At 71.9% G+C, this 20,593-nt stretch carries 21 protein-coding genes and 2 pseudogenes; 18 read left to right on the forward strand and 5 right to left on the reverse strand.

What is annotated here, in order from left to right; translation table 11 throughout:
• Positions 1-85: 85 nt before the first annotated feature.
• Positions 86-352: pseudogene (locus tag IE271_RS30820) on the reverse strand (DoxX family protein); the annotation flags it as partial.
• 26 nt (positions 353-378) lie between these two features.
• Positions 379-960, reverse strand: a complete 582-nt coding sequence (locus IE271_RS30825) for a TetR/AcrR family transcriptional regulator (protein ID WP_190193764.1) — start codon at positions 958-960, stop codon at positions 379-381.
• Between the two features lie 49 nt (positions 961-1,009).
• Between IE271_RS30825 and IE271_RS30830 the strand changes: the two genes are divergently transcribed.
• A complete protein-coding gene (locus tag IE271_RS30830; RefSeq protein WP_190193765.1) occupies positions 1,010-1,966 on the forward strand; it encodes a quinone oxidoreductase family protein in 957 nt (318 codons plus the stop codon).
• A gap of 176 nt (positions 1,967-2,142) precedes the next feature.
• On the opposite strand, the pseudogene IE271_RS30835 reads toward IE271_RS30830, so the two are convergent.
• Positions 2,143-2,654, reverse strand: a pseudogene (locus IE271_RS30835) (RNA-guided endonuclease TnpB family protein); the annotation flags it as partial.
• A 661-nt stretch (positions 2,655-3,315) separates the two neighbouring features.
• On the opposite strand from IE271_RS30835, the gene IE271_RS30840 reads away from it, so the two are divergent.
• From IE271_RS30840 to IE271_RS30855, 4 genes are all read left to right on the forward strand, one after another.
• Complete coding sequence (locus IE271_RS30840) at positions 3,316-4,254, forward strand: NADP-dependent oxidoreductase (RefSeq protein WP_190193766.1); 939 nt, start codon at positions 3,316-3,318, stop codon at positions 4,252-4,254.
• 10 nt (positions 4,255-4,264) lie between these two features.
• Positions 4,265-4,702: a MarR family winged helix-turn-helix transcriptional regulator gene (locus IE271_RS30845; protein WP_190193767.1), complete on the forward strand. Its 438-nt coding sequence runs from the start codon at positions 4,265-4,267 to the stop codon at positions 4,700-4,702.
• Positions 4,703-4,867: 165 nt separating this feature from the next.
• Positions 4,868-5,011: a hypothetical protein gene (locus tag IE271_RS30850; protein ID WP_190193800.1), complete on the forward strand. Its 144-nt coding sequence runs from the start codon at positions 4,868-4,870 to the stop codon at positions 5,009-5,011.
• 338 nt (positions 5,012-5,349) lie between these two features.
• A complete protein-coding gene (locus IE271_RS30855; protein ID WP_190193768.1) occupies positions 5,350-6,582 on the forward strand; it encodes a helix-turn-helix domain-containing protein in 1,233 nt (410 codons plus the stop codon).
• Between the two features lie 472 nt (positions 6,583-7,054).
• Here the strand turns inward: IE271_RS30855 and IE271_RS30860 are convergent, their stop codons facing one another.
• Entirely contained in the window at positions 7,055-7,597 is a 543-nt protein-coding gene (locus IE271_RS30860) for a hypothetical protein (RefSeq protein ID WP_190193769.1), read from the reverse strand.
• Between the two features lie 127 nt (positions 7,598-7,724).
• On the opposite strand from IE271_RS30860, the gene IE271_RS30865 reads away from it, so the two are divergent.
• From IE271_RS30865 to IE271_RS30885, 5 genes are all read left to right on the forward strand, one after another.
• Positions 7,725-8,396, forward strand: coding sequence for an IS110 family transposase (locus tag IE271_RS30865; RefSeq protein ID WP_190193770.1), 672 nt, complete (start codon positions 7,725-7,727; stop codon positions 8,394-8,396).
• A complete protein-coding gene (locus IE271_RS43430) occupies positions 8,359-8,610 on the forward strand; it encodes a transposase (RefSeq protein WP_190193771.1) in 252 nt (83 codons plus the stop codon). Before IE271_RS30865 ends, IE271_RS43430 begins: the two co-directional genes overlap by 38 nt.
• A 58-nt stretch (positions 8,611-8,668) precedes the next feature.
• A complete protein-coding gene (locus tag IE271_RS30875; protein ID WP_190193772.1) occupies positions 8,669-8,848 on the forward strand; it encodes a hypothetical protein in 180 nt (59 codons plus the stop codon).
• A 93-nt stretch (positions 8,849-8,941) separates the two neighbouring features.
• Positions 8,942-9,166, forward strand: coding sequence for a hypothetical protein (locus IE271_RS30880; RefSeq protein ID WP_190193773.1), 225 nt, complete (start codon positions 8,942-8,944; stop codon positions 9,164-9,166).
• 251 nt (positions 9,167-9,417) lie between these two features.
• Positions 9,418-9,702 carry a transposase gene (locus IE271_RS30885; RefSeq protein ID WP_190193774.1) on the forward strand — a complete coding sequence of 95 codons (285 nt, stop codon included), beginning with the start codon at positions 9,418-9,420 and terminating at the stop codon, positions 9,700-9,702.
• 389 nt (positions 9,703-10,091) lie between these two features.
• Here IE271_RS30885 and IE271_RS30890 read toward each other — a convergent pair whose 3' ends face one another.
• Positions 10,092-11,654 (reverse strand): MFS transporter, encoded by a 1,563-nt coding sequence (locus IE271_RS30890; RefSeq protein ID WP_190193798.1) that lies wholly within the window; start codon positions 11,652-11,654, stop codon positions 10,092-10,094.
• Positions 11,655-11,979: 325 nt separating this feature from the next.
• Here IE271_RS30890 and IE271_RS30895 point away from each other — a divergent pair, with 325 nt between their 5' ends.
• The 8 genes from IE271_RS30895 (at position 11,980) to IE271_RS30930 (ending at position 20,547) form a co-directional block, all read left to right on the forward strand.
• Entirely contained in the window at positions 11,980-12,963 is a 984-nt protein-coding gene (locus tag IE271_RS30895) for an Lrp/AsnC family transcriptional regulator (protein WP_229919661.1), read from the forward strand.
• A 500-nt stretch (positions 12,964-13,463) separates the two neighbouring features.
• Positions 13,464-13,985, forward strand: a complete 522-nt coding sequence (locus IE271_RS30900; RefSeq protein ID WP_190193776.1) for a RipA family octameric membrane protein — start codon at positions 13,464-13,466, stop codon at positions 13,983-13,985.
• Between the two features lie 76 nt (positions 13,986-14,061).
• Positions 14,062-14,559: a hypothetical protein gene (locus tag IE271_RS30905; RefSeq protein ID WP_190193777.1), complete on the forward strand. Its 498-nt coding sequence runs from the start codon at positions 14,062-14,064 to the stop codon at positions 14,557-14,559.
• A gap of 212 nt (positions 14,560-14,771) precedes the next feature.
• Positions 14,772-15,218: a hypothetical protein gene (locus IE271_RS30910; protein WP_190193778.1), complete on the forward strand. Its 447-nt coding sequence runs from the start codon at positions 14,772-14,774 to the stop codon at positions 15,216-15,218.
• An 18-nt stretch (positions 15,219-15,236) separates the two neighbouring features.
• A complete protein-coding gene (locus IE271_RS30915) occupies positions 15,237-17,219 on the forward strand; it encodes an Hsp70 family protein (protein WP_190193779.1) in 1,983 nt (660 codons plus the stop codon).
• Positions 17,200-18,705 (forward strand): hypothetical protein, encoded by a 1,506-nt coding sequence (locus IE271_RS30920; protein ID WP_190193780.1) that lies wholly within the window; start codon positions 17,200-17,202, stop codon positions 18,703-18,705. The genes IE271_RS30915 and IE271_RS30920 overlap by 20 nt, the downstream gene beginning before the upstream one ends.
• Positions 18,702-20,279: a hypothetical protein gene (locus tag IE271_RS30925; RefSeq protein WP_190193781.1), complete on the forward strand. Its 1,578-nt coding sequence runs from the start codon at positions 18,702-18,704 to the stop codon at positions 20,277-20,279. The genes IE271_RS30920 and IE271_RS30925 overlap by 4 nt, the downstream gene beginning before the upstream one ends.
• Positions 20,260-20,547 carry a hypothetical protein gene (locus IE271_RS30930; protein ID WP_190193782.1) on the forward strand — a complete coding sequence of 96 codons (288 nt, stop codon included), beginning with the start codon at positions 20,260-20,262 and terminating at the stop codon, positions 20,545-20,547. The genes IE271_RS30925 and IE271_RS30930 overlap by 20 nt, the downstream gene beginning before the upstream one ends.
• Positions 20,548-20,593: the final 46 nt, after the last annotated feature.

Consider the following 20,593-nt stretch of genomic DNA (forward strand, 5'->3'; position numbering starts at 1 on the left):
ACGCCGGACAAAACCCTCGCTCTCCAGCACGCGGACCGCGTCCGCCGTCGACCGCGCGTGGCGAAGGAGTCCCGTACGACGGGAATCAGTCGCGGACGAGGAGGACCAGGGCGGCGAGGACGACAGCGAGCGCCACCGCGAAGACCCCGTACACGAGCCGGTGCGCCCGGAGCACAGGAAGCGCGCGGTCGACGGCGAGCCGGCCCGGCCCGGTGAGCGCCAGCCCCGCGGCACCCGCGGCGAGCAGCAGCCCGTACTCGACGCCCTGCGGCACGAAGAAGCCGCCGCCCCGCTTCACGGCCATCGCGTTGATCATCGTCCCGAGGACGGCGGCGTCGGCGAGCGGCGCGAGGGGAGCCGCCGCCGGTGATCGCGCGTTCACAGCAGCAGGCGGTCGAGGCAGAGGTTCAACCCGGCCTCCAGATGTTCCGTGGAGCCCGTGGAGAGCAGGACGGTGACACCGCCCTGGATGGCACCGATCACGGCCGCGGCCGTGCGGTCGGCGTCGAGCTCCGGGTCGGCCTCGCCGGCCGCCTGCGTGGCCTCGATACCGGCCCGGACGCACTCCTGCCAGCGCCGCACCAGTTGGGCCGCGACGGCTTGCGAGGCCGGGCTGTAGCGGCCCACGTCGGAGATCAGCACCCCGAGCGGGCAGTACAGCCCTTGGTCGCGGTACTGCTCGACGATGAGGTCGCGCCATGCTTCCCAGGCCGCGCGCGACGTGAGTTCGTCCAGATACGGCTGCTGACCTTCGAACACACGGTCGGCCTCGTGTACGGCGACCGCGAGCAGCAGCTCCTCCCGGCCCTGTGGGAAGTAGTGGAACATCTGCCCTTTTCCGGTGCCGCTGCGCCGGCCCACGTCGTCGAGCGTGGTGGCGTTCGCACCGCGTTCCCGGATCTCGGCCGCGGCGGCTTCGACGATGCGCAGGCGGGTCGCCGCGCCCTTCCCCGTGGTCATCGAAAAAGTGTACTTGCAGGTACATTTTTTGGAGCCTAGCTTCGGCCGCATGAAGGCGATAGTCATCAGCGAAGCGGGCGGACCGGAAGTGCTGCGGCTGCAAGAGCGGCCGGCACCTCGTCCGGGTCCGGGAGAAATACTGGTGGACGTCCGGGTGGCCGGCGTGAACTTCTTCGACGTCGGCGTCCGCCGGGGACGGGCGGCCGAGGTGCCGGGCGCGGAGGGGGCCGGTGTGGTGGTGGAGACGGGCGAGGGCGTGCACGGGTTCGCTCCGGGGGACCGTGTCGCATGGCTGACGATCGACACCCACGGCAGTTACGCGGAGCAGATCGTACTTCCCGTGGACAACGTCGTCGCGGTGCCCGACGCCATCGACGACGAGACGGCCGCGGCCGTGCTGCTACAGGGGCTGACCGCACACCACCACTGCACCGTCTGCCACCCGGTGCGGCCCGGCGACGTCACGCTCGTGCACGCCGCCGCCGGCGGGGTCGGGCTGCTGCTCACCCAGTTGATCAAAGCCCGTGGCGGTACCGTGATCGGCCTGGTGTCGCGGCCGGAGAAGGTCGAGATCGCCACCGCGGCCGGCGCCGATCACGTCGTGGTCTCCACGGGGGACGCGTTCGTCGAGCCGGTGCGGGAGCTGACCGGCGGCGAGGGGGTGCACGCGGTGTTCGACGGCGCGGGCGGGCCGACGTTCTCCGCGTCACTGGAGGTACTGCGCACACACGGCACGATGGTGTTCTACGGGCCCCTGATCGGCGACGTGCCGACCATCGCGATGAACGAGATCCCGCGCAGCACCCGCCTCACCTACGGCACGCTTCCCGACCACATCCGTACGCACGAGGAGCTCACCACGTACGCGGCCGAGCTGTTCGCGCTGGTCGAGCGGGGTGAGCTGGTCGTCCGGATCGGCGGCCGCTACCCGCTGGCGGAGGCGGCGAGGGCCCACGCCGCCATCGAGTCGCGTACGACCACCGGGAAACTGCTGCTGATCCCGTGACCTGCGGCCGGTGGCACTGCCGGGCAGGCGGTCGCCGGCACCGCGGCGGGCCGGAAGGGTCCCGGTGATCGCCGGACCGGCGAAGAACGGCTGGTCATCACCGACGGCCCGCTTCGGGCCACCCAGACACACGAGGACACGCTTGACTTCCTCCCCCTCCTGAAGGAGGGGGATTCCTACGGCTCGCGCCGTAGGAGTTTCTGCTTCATCGCCGGCTGCCCGCCCGGCGTGCTCCGTTGAGGTCTTGCATCCGCTCCGCAGACAGACACCGTCAGCCCGACGGCCAGGATGTTCTTCACGGCGTTCACGTCCCGGTCGTGCACCGCCCCGCAGCCGCACGTCCACTCCCGGACACCCAGCGGCATCGTGTTCCGCACGGCGCCGCAGGCGGAGCAGAGTTTGGAGGAGGGGAAGAAGCGGTCGACCGCGATCACGTCGCGGCCGTACCAGGCGGCCTTGTACTCCGCATGCGCCGCAACTCCGCCCAGGCCGCATCGCTGATGGCACGGGCCAGGCGTCGATTCTCGATCATGGTGCGCACGGTCAGGTCCTCGATCACGATCGTTTGGTTGTCACGAACGAGCCGAGCGGTCAGCTGGTGCAGGTGATCGCGCCGGCGGCCGGTGATGCGGGCGCAGACCTCGGCGGTCCTCCGCCGGGCTTTGCGGCGGTTGGCGCCGTCGCCGGGGGCCACCATACTCACGGTCCAGGAAGCCAAGTCCCAGCCGGGCATCAAGTCCAACGCGGTCGGGCCCGGCACCACCGCCCACGCGTTCTCCGGCGGCGTGCTCCCCGGCGAGGGGCCGGCCCCCTCACTGCCATCGCCTCCCTCGACTACGCCGTCTCGCATACCGGCTGTCCCGCTCCCCTCCCGTCACGGCGGACTCCGTCCCCTCACGGATCCGCGAAGGCACCACGCCCCGTCCGGTCGTACCGGACCGGAGCGCCGAGAGCCATCCCGTACCGATGAGCCGGCAGGAGTGGCTGACCGCCACCCCGGCCGGGGTCGGCGGGCTCCGGCTCGTCCGGGACAGCGGCTCACCGGCGGTCATGCAGCCCCATGGGAGAAGGACGTCGTGTTCTACCAGAACCTTCTCGGCGCCTTCCGACTCCTTGCGGGAGGGGGGTCAGCGAGCACCGGCCCGGACCGCGCACCGGGAAGTGGCGCGTGAGCGCCCGGACCGCTCCCCGCCTCGGGCCCTGCCGGTGAACAGCCGTTCGCCGACAGACAGGTTGCCTTCGGGATCTCCTCGAAGCAATTACTTGGCCAGCCACACAATCGGTGCTACTTTTATGTGGCTGGCCACAGGAAGTGGTCGGCGCGGCATCCCACCCGAGGAGACCCAGGCATGAAGGCCATTGTTTTCGACGCGTTCGGCGGCACCGAGGTCCTGCACGAGGCGGAGATCGACATTCCCCAGCCCGGCCCCGGCCAGGTCCGTGTGCGCGTACGGGCTGTCGGCGTCAACCCGGTGGACGGCAAGATCCGCTCCGGGAGCATGGAGGCCGTCTTCCCCACCACCCTGCCCGCCGTGCCCGGCGGGGAGATCGCCGGTGTCGTCGACGCGGTCGGCGAGGACGTGCAGCACCTGAAGGTGGGGGACGAGGTCCTGGGCTGGTCCGACACCGGCTCCTACGCCCAGTACGCCCTGGCGTCCGCGGCCGTCCTCGCACCCAAGCCGGCCGGCCTGGACTGGACACACGCCGCCGCCCTGCCCGTGGCGAGCGACGGTGCCGAACGCGTCCTGGACCTGCTCGACGTCACCTCGGGCGAGACGCTGCTGATCCACGGAGCGTCCGGCGCGCTCGGCACCATCGCCGTCCAGCTCGCCGTCGCCCGCGGCGCCCGCGTCCTCGGCACCGCCGGTGAGGCCAACCAGGACTACGTCACCTCCCTCGGCGCCACCGCCCTGGTCTACGGGGACAACCTGGTCCAGCGGGTCCGCGCCCTCGCCCCCGACGGGGTGGACGCCGTCCTCGACGCCGCCGGCAAGGGCGCCCTGGAGGACTCCATCACCCTGCTCGGCACCACCGACCGGATCGTCACCACCGCCGACTTCCGCGCCCGCGAACTCGGCGTCGTCTTCGCCGAGGGCCCCCAGCGCCGCAACGCCGCCCGGCTGGCCGAACTGGCCCAGCAGGCCGCCGACGACACACTGGTGACCACGATCAGCGCCACCTACCCGCTGGCAGAGGCCGCCAAGGCACAGCAGGCCAGCGATGCCGGCCACAACCGCGGCAAGATCGTCCTCACCGTCAACCGACCGACCGCCCCACTCATGCAGTGAGGGAGCAGCGATGCCCGACACCACCTCACCGGAGCTGCCGAACACGGCGCGCGACGGGCGACTGTGCTACGCCCTCTTCCAGCTCGCCCGTGCCCACCGCGGCCACGCCGCCGCCGTGCTGCGCGCCCTGGACCTGCATCCAGGACAGGAGCTGCTGCTGATGCAGCTCTTCGACCGCGACGGCCAGACACAGTCGGAACTGCTGGAGCGCGTCGGCCTCGACCACTCCACCGTCCCCAAGTCGCTGCGCCGTATGCAGGAGGCCGGACTGGTCACCCGGGAGCCCGCTCCCCACGACCGGCGGGTCATGGTGGCCAGCCTTAAGACATGCGGCGGGCCGCCGGGCCCGGACGTGTACGGACTGTGGTCCGGCACGCCCCGCGACATCGTGGGGAGGGCCTCGTCCCGGGGCGCAACGGCGGGCGTTGGCGGAAGTGAGCACCTTTGAGCAGCCCGAAGCGGCGGGTCGAGCGGTCGCAATCCGCACAATGGAACAACGAGAACCGGCCGCGGCCAGGCAGTCCGTGACGGCCGGCCCCTCGCGGGCACTGTCACGCCGTTCGCCGTGGCACGTTTCTCGTCGGCCCGACCATCGCTCCGTCGAAGGTGTTCCATGCGCATTCTGTTCCCGGGCACTCCGGCCTACGGCCACCTGCTGCCACTGCTCCCTCTGGAGAGAGCCGCCCGCCGGGCCGGTCGCACCACCGCGTTCCTCACGCACCCGTCCCTCGCATCCGTGATGGCGCCCACGGCATGAGTCGGGGTCCGCGCCCGCCGACTCCCGCGTGGCGGACAACCTGCCGGTTCGCGCGACGCTGGACAGCCTTCGGGAGCATCGGTGTCGTGCGACCACCCGCGCTCAGGAAGACGCCCTGTGCGGCATGGGTGATCGTCGAATCAAAGGACGGCAGGACAGGTACAAGACGGCCGTCAGGGACCAACCGGGACGCAGCCGAGGAACTGCTCACGCGAGCCGCCTGACGAAGGTGCTCGCCCTGGCAGCTAGACGTCAGCGCGCCCCCCTGGGCCCGGCGCTGTCCTGTCGAGGGCTCGAGGCCATATCCCTGTGTCCCTCCTTCCCGTTGGGGCGTACTCATGCTGGAGCAGCCATTCTTCGGTCGCCGGCTGAAGCAGTTGAGGACCGAGCGGGGTCTGACGCAGGCCGCGCTCGCGGGCGACGGCATGTCGACCGGCTTTCTCTCCCGCCTGGAGTCGGGGGCTCGCCAGCCCACGGAGCGGGCCGTGGCCCATCTGGCACGGCAGCTGGGCGTCGGCCCGGAGGAGCTCGAGGGCATCCGGGCCACCTCGCTCGCCCGGGTCCTGTCCCTGGCGACCTCCCTGGACTCCGACGAGACCAATGAGCAGCTCGCACGGGAGCTGAAGTCGGCCCACGACCAGGACCCGATGCTGCGCTGGCAGGCCCTGTGGCTGCTGGCTCGGTGGAAGCGGCGGCACGGCGAGCAGGCCGCCGAGCGAGCCTACCTCGACGAGCTCGTGACCCTGAGCGAGGAGATCGGCCTGGCCGAGCTGCGCTGCCGGGCGCTCACCCAGTCCGCGCGGTGCCTGAGCGTCGAGGGCGAAGTGCTGCCGGCCGTCGAGGCGGCCACGGCGGCCCACCGGCTCGCCCGGGAGGGCTCCCTGTCCGCCGAGGACACGGCCACGGCCCTGCTGGTCCTGGTGTCGGTGGAGGCGGAGGCGGGCCGGATGCCCGACGCCCGGCAGCACGCCGACGAACTGGCCGCGCTGGTGGAGGGCCGCTCCGACGCGCTGTGGGCCGAGGCGCTGTGGACCGCGAGCGCACTGCTGGTGCGGCAGGGCGAACTGGACGCCGCGGAGAAGCTGTTAGAGCCGGTCCTGGAGAAGTTCGACAGCCGGGAGGACCTCACCCTCTGGCTGCGGCTGCGGGTGGCCATGGCCGATCTCCAGCTGCTGAAGTCGCCCGCCGGCACGGACGCCGCCCAGCGCTGCATCGAGGCGGCCGAGGCCGGGCTGCCCTTCGCCCGCACCGCGGCCCTGGAACAGTCGCTGACGGCGCTCAAGGCCCGGCTCGCCTTCCACGAGGGGCGGTACCCCGACGTACGCGCCCTGCTCGCCCGGCTCAACCGGACGGAACTGCGCCTGCCCTACCAGACCCGGGTCCGCCTGGAGGTCCTCGGCAACCAGCTGCGCATCGCCGCGGGCGAGGAGGAGGAAGGCATGGCCGGGTTACAGGAGCTCGCCCGGCAGGCCCAGCGCAACGCCGACGTCGAACTCGCCGCGGAGATCTGGCGGGTGGCCGCCGAGTCTCTGATCGCGGCCCGCGGCAGCCGGCGCGACCGGCGCTCCTGACCCGTTCCCGCCTGCGGTTCCGCCCCCTCCGCCCGGGCATTGCCAAGAAGAGCGGAACTATGGCGGCCTTATGCCACCTGACTGGCAAAAGCCTTTCCGGTGATCCACCACTCGTTCCGGAGCCAGTGCGGGACGCTGTGACGACCTCACAGACCGCCGACCTCGGTCGGCGCGGCGCCGAACCGTCCGCGAGAGAGCCGGGGCCCGTCCCCGCCGTCCGCTGTTCCCATGTGAGACCGGGGCTCCGCGGGCGTTCCCGCCGGCGGACCGGGACGGGGCGCGCACGGCCCGCCGGCTCTCTCGCACCGACACGATTGCCGAGGCGCCGCCATGAGTGAAGACCTGTCCCAGCGCGCGCTGCTGGAAGCCGCGGCCGAGGGGCTGCGCGAGCCGGCGTCCGGCCCACGGTGCCACCATGCCTTCGCGGCCCCGGCTCCGTACTGCGCGAACTCCTCCTCCCCGCCGCGCTGCGCTACGTCCCGGCGCCCGACCGAACCCGGTCCTGAAGCGGGTCGAGGCGCTGCGGGCCGAAGGGCATCGGGTGACCGCCGGGCTCGCGGGCGGGCAGGAGGGCGGCGGTCCGGCGCAGGTCGAGCGGTCCGTCGGGGAGTACCTGGCACTGCTCGCGCACGACGGCGGCCCCGACCGGGTCGGCCTCAGCCTGGCGCAGACGGGGCTGGCCCTCTCCCGCGAGCTGGCCGTGGAGAACACCGGGCGGATCGCGGCCGCCGCCGGGCGGCGGGACCGCGACGTCGTCCTCGGCGCGGACCGCGCGCCCGCCGTCGACACCGTCCTCTCCGTGCACCGCGAACTGGCCGGCCGCTACGGCAACCTGGGCGTCACCGTCCACGCCCAGCTGCACCGCACCGAGCACGACCTGGCCGAGCTGGCCCGGCCCGGCCGCCCCATCCGCCTGGTCAGGGGCGACTTCCGGGAACCGGCGGGCATCGCCCTTAACCCTGGACCCGCGCTGGACGACCGCTATCTGCAGCCGGCGGAGACCCTGGTGGAACACGGGGCACGGCTGAGCCCGGCCACCCGCGACCCGGCGGTGCTCGCCACGGCGAAGGAGACCGGGCTGCTCGCCCGGGTCGCGGACATTGAGATGCCGCACGGGGTCCGGCCGCAACTGGAAGCGGGCGGTGGAGAACGCAGGCGGACTCGGCCGGCATCTCGCCCAGTGGCTCATCGCCCGCGGCGAGAGCGTCGTCGGCATGCCTGCCGCGGCGACCAGCTGTGTGCGGGAGCTCTCCCGTGGTGGACGGCGCAAGAACGACCGGACCGACGCCGCGGCCGCGGCCACCGTCGCCTGCCTGCAGGGAGACGGACGGGATGTCGAGCCCGAGGATCACACCACAGCACTGGCTCCTCTGGACGAACGGCGTGTGAACCCGGCCCGGACCGGGGTCCGCACGGTCCATCAGCTTCACGCGCTGCTGCGTGATCTGCTCCCCGGCGGCGCCCCGACCCAGCTGTCCGCGGACCCGGCGGCCACACTGCTGCGGGCCGTCCGTCCCGTCGGCGACGTCGAGGCCGTCCGTAAGGACATCGCCTGGGACTTGGTCGCCGAGATCCGGAAGCTGGACAAGCAGCTCACGGACAACGCCGCCCGGATGCAGAGCCTGGTGGAGGCATCGGGCAGCGCGCTGACGGACACCCCGGGCATCGGACCGGTGAGGGCCGCCCGGCTGATCGGCCGCACCCGGCGGGCTCATCGCTTTCCCACCTCGGCGGCGTTCGCGAACTACGCGGGTGCCACCTCGGTAGAGATCGCCCGTGCGGAAGGCCCGCCACCGGCTCTCCCGCTCCGGTGACCGCCAGCTCAATTCCGTCCTCCACACCATCGCAGTCGTGCAGATACGGATGCCGAACTCACCCGGACACGCCTACTACCAGCGCAAACTCCCTGAGGGCAAGCCGCCGAAGGAAGCAGAGCGGTGTCCGAAACGCCGCCTGGCGGACCACGTGTGGTGCGTCATGATCGCCAACGAACGGCAAGTCAAGTCCCTTCTTGACCAGGCGGCTTGACAAGACACAGAGGCACCTCGGGTTCGATAGGGACTCGATCATTTGAGAGGATCGAGTTATGGCACGTCCTTCCCAGTATCCGCTTGAGCTGCGCCGTCGTGCGGTGCGGATGGTCGCCGAGGTGCGGCCCGACCACGACGCCGAGTGGGCCGCGATGAAAGCGGTCTTGATCAAGTTCGGTTCACTGGACAGACCCGGCAGAGGGGGATCACTGTGCTGTACGGTGGGCCGCCACTGAGCACGGGGTAAGGCAGTCGTGATCTTCCTCGGAAAGGGGATCGTCGTCAGCATGACGGCGATCACGTCGTTTTGATGGCGAAGGGATACCGGCATGGCCAAACCCGTTCGAGCGCAGTTGGGTGACACCTGGATCACCTGCCAGGTCTGTCAGGGTGATCTCTTTCGCGAGCGGCAGATCAAGCTCAACAGCTTCGGCATGGAGTTCGTGAAGATGGCGTGGGCCGACGAGTCGGCAACCGGTCTGATCTGCTGGAGATGCGGTTATGTCCACCTCTTCGTGAATGACGGCATAAAGCTCTCCCGAGTCGAGAAGTGACGCCAGAACGACGGCCGTGATCAAGCGACGGCCCCCATCACGGTCGTAGCGGTCGGCGCCCGCACCGCTTACGGTGCCTGCTTTCGAGTGAGGCGCGTTACTGGCATTGTGATCTGCACAAACACCACTCTGCGCCCGGGCCGACCGCTTCCCCGGGCGCAGACGGAGTGCCGCCCCGACCGGGTCTGCACGGTCAACGGGTCCGGCGCACATCCGGTGGTGACCGAGGGTGACGAGCATCGTGGGCGATCATGCTGCTCGTGAACTTCCCTGCGAGCAGGTCTTTTCAGGATCGTCAGCGCTGGTCGGGCAGGACCGTCACCGAGGTGGCCCGGGAACTCGGCGTCAGTCCCGAGGGGCTGCGTGACCGGGTCGAACAGGACCAGGTCGACCGGGGCCAGGGGGCGTCGGGTGAGCTGACGAGCGCGGAGCGGGAGGAGCCGCGCCGGCTGCGGCGGCGAAGCCGTGAGCAGGCCGAGACGATCGAGGTGCTGCGAAAAGCCGCGGTCTTCCTCGCGAAGGAGAGCGATCGATGAGCGCGGTCCATGCGTTCATCGAAGCGGAGAAGACCACCTACCCCGTTGCTCTGCTGCGCCGACTGCTCAAGGTGGCCCGGTCCTCGTTCTACGCCTGGCAGGCCGGCGAGCAGGAACGCCGGGCGAGGCGGCTTGCCCGTCGCGCCGTCAGTCCGGTTGGCGGTGCCGGTGCGGCTGGAAGGGATGCCGGCGGGTGTGTTGGCGCCGGGCTGTCAGCGCATCGTGCAGGTCCCGGCCCATCGGGGCCGGTCCGGCGAGGGCGCGGCGCGATGGAGTGCCGGGAGGTCGTCGCGGCCGTGGGCTTGGCCGTGGTGCCGGTGAAGATCGAGGGGGTGCGGTCGAAGCCTGCCCGTCCTGCCTCCGGGTCGAGGCAGGACGGGTGGGACACGTCAGGCGCCGTCCGGCACCACGGCGTCGGAGGGCCGCGGCGCGCTCGGGGTTTGCGCTGCTGATTCGCGTACGACCTTCGCCGATCCCGTGCGGTTGGCGCGGGGGCGCAGGAGGACGAAGGCGAGGACGGCCGCGAGGAAGGTCAGCGCGGCCGAGACGGTCAGGCACAGGCGCATGCCGTCGAGGAAGGCGCTTCCGACGGCGCCCCAGACCTGGCCGGTGCGCGCGCCGAGCGGCACCGAGCCGGCCGCGCCCAGACCGCCGTCCCGGACCGCGTCGGTGAGCCGGTCGGCGAGGGGGCCGTCGATTCCGGCGTCGGAGAGGCGGTCCGGCAGCGCGGAGACGGCGCGGCTGGTGAGGAGGGCGCCGAGTACGGCGGGGCCGAGCGCGCCGCCGACCTGCCGGAAGGCGTTGTTTCCCGCGGCGGCCATCCCGGCGAGCGGGTGCGGCACGGAGGCGACGGCGACGGCGGTCATCGGTGTCGTCACCATCCCCATGCCGAGCCCCAGCAGGACCAGCCGCCAGGAGAGCGAGCCGAAGGACGTGCTCGCGTCGGCGCCGAGCAGGGTGAGCAGCGCGGCGGTCACCAGAAGCAGGCCCGTGGTGATCATGAGGCGTGGCGCGATCCGGTACATGACGCGTCCGGCGACGCCGCTGACGAGCAGCGCGGCCCCGGTGATCAGGAGCATCCGCCAGGCGGTGCCGAGGGTGTCGAGGTGCTGGACCATGCCGAAGTAGAGGCTCAGCACGAAGAAGAAGCCGATCATGCCGAGGAACATGACCATGGCCACGAGAGTGGTGGCGGTGAAGCCGGGGCTGCGGAAGAGCGCGAGGTCGAGCATGGGGTGCGCGGAGCGCCGCTCGGCGACGACGAAGGCGGCCCCGCTGACGAGCGCGACGGCGAGCGCGACGACGACCTGCGCGTCGGCGAAGGAGCCTTCGCCGCCCTGGATGACGCCGTAGACGAGTGCGGTGATGGCGAGCGCCGCGGTGATCTGTCCGGGCCAGTCAAGGCGGCCGGTGCGCGGGGCGCGGGACTCGGGCAGCAGCCGCAGGGAGACGCCGAAGGCGGCCAGCGCGACGGGTATCGGCACCAGGAAGATCCACCGCCACTCCGTGTGGCCGAGGATCAGTCCGGCGATCACGCCGCCGACGGCGAGGGCGCCCAGCAGGCACATCGCCCAGAAGCCGATGAACTTCCCGCGCTCGCGGTGGTCGGGCACCGCGTGGCTGATGAGTGCGAGCGTCGTGGGCAGCAGCGCGGCGGCGCCGATTCCGGAGAGCGCCTGACCGGTCCACAACTGGCCGATGGAGTGCGCGGTGAGCGAGGTCGCCGCGCCGGCGGCGGAGAGCAGCAGTCCGGTGAGGTAGACCTTCTTGCGGCCGTGGACGTCGCCGAAGACACCGGCGGTGAGGATGAAGGCGGCCATCGGCAGCACGAAGGCGTCCGACACCCATGACAGTTGCGAGGTGGTCGTGGAGAGGGCCGACTGGATGGCGGTCAGACTCACCGAGACGCTGGTCACCGGCAGGTAGGCGACGAAGACCCCGAGGCAGGCCATGAGGAGCGTCGTCCCGCGACGGGGCTCGGCGGCGGGCGGTGACTGGGACAAGGGGAAACTCCTTCGGGGCACCGGGACGCCGGTGCGAGGGACGGGTCGAAAGACGTGGGAGACACGGCCGGCGCGGCAGTACGAGACGGACGGGTACGGACGACAGGCCAGGTTCTGCCACGGGGCTGGAGGGACGCACGGCCGGTCCGCCCGTACAGCCTCCGGTGCAGAAGTCTCCGCCACATCGGGCCAATCCCCCAATTTCCTGCCGTTCACATGGAGAAATGCGCTGCCGTAAGGCACTGCATGCGAAAATTCCGCCATGCTTGACGCCTTGGACAGTCTTATCCTCCACGCGCTGCACGTGGCGCCGCGCGCGCCGTTCCGGGTGATCGGGGAGGCGGTGGGGGTGTCGGAACAGACCGTGGCCCGCCGCTACCGGGCGATGCGGCGCGCGGGCACCATGCGGGTCGTGGGACTGGTGTCCCCGGCGGTGAACGGCTTCGCGTCGAGCATGGTGCGGATCACGCTGCGCCCGGACAGGATCGACGCGCTGGCCGAGGCGGTGACCCGGTTGCCGGAAATCTCCTTCGCCAACGTCTCCGTCGGCGGCTCGGAGATCGTCTGCGCGCTGGAGGCGCCGCACGACGGCCGGATCCCGGAAGTGCTGCGCCGGCTGGCGCGCTTTCCAGGGGTGGTGGAGGTCGCCACGAGCATGGTGCTGCACACCTACTCCCCTCCCGGTGCCGACTGGGCGCGGCTCGGCCCCTCGCTCTCACCGGAGGCGGTGGCGCTGCTCCTCGAGCGGCACCCACGGCAGGAACGTCAGGGTCCGCCGGTCGAGCCGCGGGAGGAGGACAGCGCGCTGCTCGACGTCCTGGCCGAGGACGGCCGCGCGAGTCAGGCCACTCTGGCCGAGAGCACCGGCTGGACCACCGGACGGATCGCGCGTCGCATGGAGACCCTGGAGCGCTCGGGCACACTCCTCTACGACGTGGATCTGGTTCCGGAGCGGCTGGGTTACCCCTTCGGCGCGGCACTATGGCTGCGTACCACCCCCGGAGCGCTGCACGAGACGGGCACGGCCGTCGCCGCGCTTCCCCGTGTCGTCTTCACCGCGGCGACGTCGGGCGAGCAGAACCTCATGGCGATCGTGATCTGCACGGGCGTCTCCGACTTCTACGACTTCCTCAGCCGCTCCCTCGCCACGGTTCCCGGCATCACCGACTACGCCGTGAGTGCGTGGCTGCGAACCCTCAAGAGAGCCGCGTCGCTCGTCTACCAGGGGCGGCTGGTCCCGTCGCCCATGCGACGGTGAAGGGAAGAACGTCGCGTGCCCCGGCTGACGCCGAGCCCAGGCCGGAAGGCCGGGTTCCCTGTCAGGGCGAAGAGTCCGCCCGGGTGCAGATCACCAGGGGCCGGAACCAGAGGTGTCCACCACTCGGGGACAGGTCCCGGTCAAGACTCTCTCGTCCGCCCTTCACGATCCTGCGGTGGGCCGGTGGAGAAGGGGAACGGCCACCGCGTGGTCACCAGCGGTCGTGCGGGCTTCTGGAGATCGTGCGGTGGCCGTGAGCCACAGCGTGGCCCTGTCCGATGACGGACGGCGTTCGGCCAGGTCACGGCCCGGATCTCAGGCCGTTTCCGCAGGGCTGCTCCCCGGGCCGCAGCCCGCGCGTACCTTCTCGCGCTCTTCTCCGGCGTCGAGCGCGAGGTCTGTCGGCGGCCGGCCGGACACGTGCGCCCGGGATCGATGAAGATCGCCCCTCATCGCCCGTTCGGGGGGTGAGGGCGCCGGGCCCGGGGAAGGATGCCGCCATGGCCGGAATCAGTGACCTGCTGTGGAACCAGGACATCGGAGCGTCCGCCTACCGCGAGGGTCCCACTGGGTCCGTGCAGTACCAGTCGGCGGTCATCGAGCAGTACAAGCTGTGCGTGGAGATGGCCGACCGGGTCAGTGCCCGCCGCAATCTGGCGAACACCTTCTTCCTGACACTGAACAGCGGCCTCGTCGCCGCGTTCGGTGCCTGGCGTTCCGGCCGGTCGGGCAACGGTCTCCCGGTCCTGTTGCTCCTGGCGGGACTGGTGGTCCTGCTCGGCGTGTGCGCCGCCTGGTGGTTCACGGTCCGCTCCTACCGGCAGCTGAACGAGGGGAAGTTCAAGGTGATCGAGGCCTTGGAGGAGCGGCTGCCGGCCCGCGCCTTCGTCGCCGCCGAGTGGAACGCCCTGGAGAAGGGGCAGAACTGGCGCGTCTACCTGCCGCTCGTCCACGTCGAGCGGTGGATCCCGCTCACCTTCGCCCTCGCCTACGTCCTCGGCTTCGCCGCCCTGGTGCGGTGAGGCGCGCACGAGGGGTGCGCGGACCCGGCCACGGCCGGCGGACGGCGCGCAGCCGCGCGAGGCGGGGACTTCACGTATGACGGACATAGCCGTGACCGGCCACATGGATCTGGCTCCTGAGGCGTACGGACCCGTACGCGCCCGCCTTCACGAGTTTCTGGCAGGCCTGCGCGACGAGAGGCTCGTCGGTCGTTCCTGCCTCGCCCGCGGGGCCGACTCGCTCTTCGCCGAGGCGGTCCTCTCCCTGGGGTGGGGACTCTCGGTGATCATCCCTTCCCGGGACTACCGGGAAGCGGTCGTACACGCGGCCGACCTCGCGCGCTTCGACGCCCTGTGCGAGGCCGCCGACGAGGTGACCGTCATGCCGTACGCACGCGCAGGACGCGAGGCCTACGAGGCGACCACCCACCGTCTGCTGCACGGCGCGCAGCGCCTGGTCGCCGTCTGGGACGGCAGCGCCCCCACGGGCCGGGGCGGCGGCACCGCCGACACGGTCGCCGAGGCCCGGTCGCTGGGCCTGCCCGTCGACGTCGTGTGGCCCGCCGGTGCCCGGCGCACCGGCGGGGCGTCCTGAGCAACTCCCGTGCCCGGCGGGCCCACAGGGTGGTCCGGCAAAGATTGTCCAACTGTTGCGGAACGGCTTCGATTGGCCGTTGTGCCGCCTTACTATCGACGCAACGTCACAATGTGAAGAGCCGGACGTCAACGAGGGAGACCACACCGGGCACGGGAGCCGCAGAAGGCCCGCCTCCCGGTGAGTCGTGTAGGTGAACGGGGACTTCTGCAATGCCCGGTTTCGAAAGAACCGGGGCAGCGCTGTTCGGACTGCCCCTGGTCGTGCCCAGAACCACGGAGTACACGCGTCTCGGTGTGCCGCCCGAGGCGACCGCCGAGGAGATCCGCGCGGCGGCCGCCCGCTACGACGCCCGCCTCCAGGCACGCGGCGCGAGCGAGGACGAGATCGCCGCCGCGCACGCCGTGAACATGGAGAACGCCGAGGCCCGTGCCGAGCACGACGCACGGCACCCACCGCTGTCCCTCCTGCGTGTCGAACCGACGTGGGAGGCCGTCCTCGACGACCGGGACGCCGGGCTGACCGTGCTGCGCCGCGAGATCGAGTCCTTCCTCGCGGCCGCCGGCGCGGACGTCCACCACCCCACGGACACCACCCGGACGGACTTCACCGCCGACTTCACCCGCGCTCACCTGCTCGACGGTTTCGCCGACGAGTGACCACCGGAGGACCGCCCCATGGCTGAAGAGCTGCACCGAGTCGTCGGCATCGACCTCGGCACCACCTACTCCGCCGTCGCCGCCTACGACCCCGAGGACTTCGCTCCGAAGATCCTCGCCGACCCCGGCCGCGAGGGCGCCGCCGCCGTCGCCATGCCCAGCGTCGTCCGGCTCGACCCGGTCACCGGCGCCCTCACCGTCGGCCACGACGCCAAGGACGCCATCGGCGACGGGACCGGCAACGCCGACACCCTCGTGGAGATCAAACGCGAGATGGGGGCGCTGTTCACACCGGAACTCCTCGACCACTTCGGCGCGCGGGGGGTCTACGCCGAGGGCGACCCGGTACGCGTCCGGCTCGGCGGCGACTGGCTGCGCCCGCAGGAGTTCAGCGCCCTGGTACTGATGAGGATGAAGCGGATCGCCGAACAGGCGCTGGGCAGCGACGTCCACGACGCGGTGGTCACCGTGCCCGCCTACTTCATGGAACGGCAGAAGAAGGCCACCGAGGAGGCCGCGCTGCTGGCGGGCCTCTATCCCCGCCAGCTCATCCCGGAGCCCACCGCCGCTGCCATCGCCTACGGCGTCGACCGGGCCGAGTCCGAACGGCAGATCTACCTCGTCTTCGACCTGGGCGGCGGCACGTTCGACGTGTCCATCATCGAGACCCGCGACGACCAGATCGAGGTCATCGCGACCGCGGGCGACCAGCGGCTGGGCGGCGGCGACTTCGACGACGCCGTGGCCCGGTGGATCGTCGCGGAACTCGGCGAGGCGCTGCCGAAGGGCTTCGACCGGCTGCGGATCAAGGCCGCGGCGGAGGCGGCGAAGCGGGAACTGTCCCTGCGCGGCACGACCACCGTCTCCCTCGGCGGGGACGTCCCCGGCCTGGAACTCGACCGGGCCACCTTCGAACGGCTGATCCAGCCGATCCTCGACCGGTCGCTGCGCCAGGTCGACGAGGCGCTGCGCTTCGCCGAGACCGCCAAGGGCGTCGTGCGCGAGGACGTCAACGCCGTGCTCCTGGTGGGCGGTTCCACCCGCATCCCCCAGGTCAAGCGCATGCTCTTGGACCACTTCGACCAGGACGAGGGGTTCGTACGAGGCGACGCGAACCCCGACACCCTGGTCGCCAGAGGCGCCGCCATCGTCGCCAACCGCTTCGAGCCCTCGCCCGTCTTCGACCTCGCCACCCGGCCGACCGCCGAACGCTCCGCCGAGGAGCAGGACTACACGGTGACGCTGATCACCGAGCACACCCTCGGCGTCGGCGTGCAGCAGGGCCGCTTCAACACCCTGATCCCGCGCGGCACCAAGATCCCGGCCCGCCAGGTGAAGACGTACACCAACCCCGAGCAGGCCGACCACATCGAGGTGGCCATCTACCAGGGAGAGGGCGAGTACATCTTCGACAACACGCTGATCGGCACCATCCACCTCGACGAGATCGAGCCCCGGCCCGAGGGCTACCACCAGTTCGACGTCGAGTTCTCGCTGGACGTGAGCGGACTGCTCGGCGTGCAGGTCACCCACACCAACACGGGACGGGAGTACCAGGCTACCTTCGACCAGAGCACCACCATCGGCCGGCTCGACGAACTCGGCGAACGCCGGGCGTTCCTGCTGGAACTGTCAGCGGGCGCCGCGCGTCCGGCACCGTCCGGACCCGCCGCGGCGAGGCCCGGCGTCTCCTCGCCGCAGGGCACCGTCACGGTGCCGGCTCCGGTCGGCGTCCCCGACCCGGTCGCCACCGTTCCGGATCCGGTCACTGTGCCGGCGCCCCCACCCGCCCCGGCCTCGGAGATCGATCCGGCCGACGTCCCGGCGGAGTACCGGCGCACGGTCAAGAAGGCGTTGCGCGCGGCGGGCGGCGTTCCGTCACCCGCACTCGACGCGGCACTGCGCGCGTTCGCGGACGCCGTGCGCGCCGGCGCCGACGAGGACACCCTCGACGAGCTCGCCGACCGCCTCGAGGACGCATATGACGACAGCCGCCGGTGAGCGCAGAAAGGCCGTCGAGGAGGAACTGGACGCGGAGTACGCCGGCGCCGGCTGGTGGGGCTCGCTCTACCGCGCCCCACACCACCGCCGCTGGTACCGGCTCATCCCGGTCGAGGAGCTCAGCGGCCGGCACCGCTCGGAACTGCTGGCCTGGCAGGCCCGGCCACGCCGCCCCGACCTGGTGCCCGTGGTGCCCACGGACCGCAGCGACCAACGGCAGTTCGCCGGCCGTTGGTTCCAGGTCGTCTGCTACGAGACCGACGCCCGGCGCAGCCTCGCCCACGCCGTCGCCGAGGACGAACCGGCGGACCGGATCGCGTCCGTGGCCGGCGTACTGCGCGCACTGCCCGGCTGGTGCGCTGCTGTCGGTGCCGGACTGGTGGCGTTGCCCGCCGATGTCGTTCTCGCCGGTCACCGTCCCCTGCTGCTGCCACTGCCGCCCTGGGGCCCGCCGCCGCTCGGGCGGGTCCTCGCCGAGCCGGAGCGGCTGGCGCACCTGACCCCGGAGGCGGCCCGCGGCCTGCCCGTCGGTGTCCGCCCGCCCGGTCTGCACGCCCTGCTCGTCGCCGCGCTGCGCTGCTTCGAGGAACTGCCGGACGGCGAAGCGGGACGGCTGCTCCAGCGCACCGCCTGCGCCGCCCTCTTCACCGACCAGCGGCGCGACGGCCGACTGCCCTCCTGGATGCGGCGGGTGGCACCGGTCAGGGACGTACGGCGCCTGCTGCGCGACCTCACCGGATTCGATCCGGCGGCCGCCGGCGCGGCCGACCCGCTGCACCTGGCCGACATCCTGGACACCGCGCGCTCCGCGATGGACCCGGTCACGGCGGTACGGGCCCGGCGCGCCGAGGGCGAGGCACGGCTGGCCGTCGGACTGGCCCACGCGGCCCTGGTCGACCGGCCCGACTACGATCTCCTGCTCCTCGCCGCCGAGATCGCCCGCGAGGACCTGCGGGACCCCCTCGAAGCGCTCTCCCTGCTGGAACGGGCCGTGCAGACGTCCTCCGAGCGCACCGAGGCCTACGCCGAACAGCTGTCGATCATCGGGGGTCTGTGGTCCGTCCTCCAGGGACGGCTCGCCGGGGCCATCGACCGGTCGTTCGCCGAGCGGCTCGAGGCCACCGCCCGTACGGCCTTCGACCGGCTGCCGCCCGCGCAGCGCCGGGACAAGGCCCACGAGATGGCCCGCTGTCTCATCGGGCAGGGACGGCTCGCCGAGGCCAACGCCTTCGTCCACCGCTGGCTGCACGACGGCGGCACGCTGATGTGGTGGCGCTTCGACCTCATGCTCGACTACGCCGAGACGTTCCTGCTGCTCGGCCGGACGGACGCCGCGGGACAGGTCGCCCAGGAGGTCCGCGCGGGCCTCGGCCGGGTACGGCAGAACGGACAGATGCCCCACCAAGAGATCCACCGGTACGGCATGCGGCTGGCGGACTTCGACCATGCGCTGCTGGCCGCCCGGAACCAGGAGGGGAAGGCGTGACCACGATCCTGTGGGCGGTTCTCCTGCCGCTGCAACTACTGTGGACGGTGGGGATCGCCGGGTACTTCTTTGTCCTGGTCCCCCGACGCTGGCGCGTGCCCTACCAGCAGTCGCTGGAACTGCTGCACAGCGACGACCGCGAGGACCTGCAACGGGCGGACCGGCTGCTGGGCGAGGCGGTCAACGCGGGGCCCCGGGGCCGGACCCTGAACCGGATCAGATTCGCCCAGGCCGGCGTGCGCGCGATGCTCGGCACCCACGACCCTGCCCGTTACGCCGACGCCGCCACCGTCCTGCACGAACTGATCACCGCCGAGGGCCGCACCGAGCACACCGCCTACCTCGAGCTGTGGGTCCAGGCACGGCTGGAGAACCACAGCCGCGTCACCGACCTGTACGCCGAGCACCGCACACTGCTGGACACCCGCCCGGAACCCCGCCGCATCGCGGCCGCCTCCCACCTCCACCTGGCCGCCGGGCACTGGCGGCGGCGCGAGACGGACGGCGCGCTGCACCACTTCGACCGGGTCAGGGAACTCGGCGAACTCACCGACCGGATCCCCCCGGAGGTCGACAACCTGCCCATGGTCAAAGGCGTGCAGGCGGTGTTCGACGGGCGCGGCGACGACGCCCGCGAGGCCTTCGAGGCCGCCCGCGACCGGGCCGCCGACCTGCGGCGGTCCGCCGTCGAGGCCGAACTGGGCCTGGTCGTCTGCGACTGGCGCGACGGCGACCCGCAGGAGCTCGGGACGCGGCTCGCACGCCTCTCGGAGGAGGCCGGGCGGAAGCCGCCCGAGCAGGGAGGAGAGAACCGCCTGGACGCGGCCGTCGCCGTCCTGCGTCTGGTGGCCCTGCTGCGCGAGTGGCGGGCCCGGCCCGCTCTGTCCGGTGCGCCCACCCCGGCCGACCTCGCGGAGCTGGAGCAGCGGGCGCGCGAGGTGCGCTCCGCCGACGCCGAACTCGGCGACGCCGACCTCGTCGAGGGACTGGTCCGCTACTACTTCGCCCTCAACCAGTCCGAGCGCTCGCACGCCCTCGACATGCTCGACCGGGGCACCGAGCTGGCCAAGGGCATCACCCTGCCCGAGGTGCTCGACCTGATGGAGCGCGAGCGGGCCCTCGGCGGCGAGGGCGACGCCATCTCCCGCTACCTCGCCCTCGTCGGGGAGTTCCTCGACGACCCCACGCGCTCCGCGGAGGACCGGGCCCACTTCCGGCGGCTGCAGGCGAGGTTCGCGCCGTTCGGCGACCCGGGCGATCTCCCCGACCAGCCCGTGCCCCACCAGCGGACTCCCGCCGAGGACCACCAGCGCCGCACGGAGGCGCTGCGCCGCCGTATCGAACTCATCGTCCAGCCGCGCATCCGGGACCTGCCCCAGGACGCTCCCGCCCGGCTCGCCCTGCGCGAACTGCTCGACGAACTCGACCACGCCGCCCGGGCGGCAGCCGACGGCGCGAGCATCCTGCACCAGGCGGAGATGAGGCTCATCACCAGCACCGCGCAGACGCTGCTCCCCGAAGACCCCGAAGACCCCACAGAGCACAGGGGGACCCATGATCAGGAACCTGCCTAGCCGCCGCCCGGGCACGCCGTCCCGGCTGCTGTCCGCGCTGCGGCCCGCGCGGCGCCACGGCGCCGACCCGGCGGGGCTGCTCGACCGGCTTCCGCCGGTGGAGCACCGGCCCGCCGCGGACGAGGACGAACTCTTCCAGCAGGCCCCGCTCGGCCAGGTGCTGCTCCTGATGGTGCGGATCGACCAGGAGACCGAGTACCGGCTGTGCCGGGACCTGGCCGAGCACGCGCTCGGCTCCGTCCCCGATCCGGACACGGCACCGGACTGACCGCGGTCGTCCGGGCCCGGCCTCCCGGACCCGGACCCGCCACGCC

The sequence above is a fragment of the Streptomyces minutiscleroticus genome (assembly GCF_014650875.1).
Taxonomy (GTDB): Bacteria; Actinomycetota; Actinomycetes; order Streptomycetales; family Streptomycetaceae; genus Streptomyces; species Streptomyces minutiscleroticus.

Bases quoted from the DNA above. Each gene is read 5' to 3' on its own strand.
- IE271_RS30825 (WP_190193764.1), bottom strand. From the start codon at position 960: ATGACCACGGGGAAGGGCGCGGCGACCCGCCTGCGCATCGTCGAAGCC.
- IE271_RS30830 (WP_190193765.1), top strand. From the start codon at position 1,010: ATGAAGGCGATAGTCATCAGCGAAGCGGGCGGACCGGAAGTGCTGCGG.
- IE271_RS30840 (WP_190193766.1), top strand. From the start codon at position 3,316: ATGAAGGCCATTGTTTTCGACGCGTTCGGCGGCACCGAGGTCCTGCAC.
- IE271_RS30845 (WP_190193767.1), top strand. From the start codon at position 4,265: ATGCCCGACACCACCTCACCGGAGCTGCCGAACACGGCGCGCGACGGG.
- IE271_RS30850 (WP_190193800.1), top strand. From the start codon at position 4,868: ATGCGCATTCTGTTCCCGGGCACTCCGGCCTACGGCCACCTGCTGCCA.
- IE271_RS30855 (WP_190193768.1), top strand. From the start codon at position 5,350: ATGCTGGAGCAGCCATTCTTCGGTCGCCGGCTGAAGCAGTTGAGGACC.
- IE271_RS30875 (WP_190193772.1), top strand. From the start codon at position 8,669: ATGGCACGTCCTTCCCAGTATCCGCTTGAGCTGCGCCGTCGTGCGGTG.
- IE271_RS30880 (WP_190193773.1), top strand. From the start codon at position 8,942: ATGGCCAAACCCGTTCGAGCGCAGTTGGGTGACACCTGGATCACCTGC.
- IE271_RS30885 (WP_190193774.1), top strand. From the start codon at position 9,418: ATGCTGCTCGTGAACTTCCCTGCGAGCAGGTCTTTTCAGGATCGTCAG.
- IE271_RS30890 (WP_190193798.1), bottom strand. From the start codon at position 11,654: ATGGCCTGCCTCGGGGTCTTCGTCGCCTACCTGCCGGTGACCAGCGTC.
- IE271_RS30900 (WP_190193776.1), top strand. From the start codon at position 13,464: ATGGCCGGAATCAGTGACCTGCTGTGGAACCAGGACATCGGAGCGTCC.
- IE271_RS30905 (WP_190193777.1), top strand. From the start codon at position 14,062: ATGACGGACATAGCCGTGACCGGCCACATGGATCTGGCTCCTGAGGCG.
- IE271_RS30910 (WP_190193778.1), top strand. From the start codon at position 14,772: ATGCCCGGTTTCGAAAGAACCGGGGCAGCGCTGTTCGGACTGCCCCTG.
- IE271_RS30915 (WP_190193779.1), top strand. From the start codon at position 15,237: ATGGCTGAAGAGCTGCACCGAGTCGTCGGCATCGACCTCGGCACCACC.
- IE271_RS30920 (WP_190193780.1), top strand. From the start codon at position 17,200: ATGACGACAGCCGCCGGTGAGCGCAGAAAGGCCGTCGAGGAGGAACTG.
- IE271_RS30930 (WP_190193782.1), top strand. From the start codon at position 20,260: ATGATCAGGAACCTGCCTAGCCGCCGCCCGGGCACGCCGTCCCGGCTG.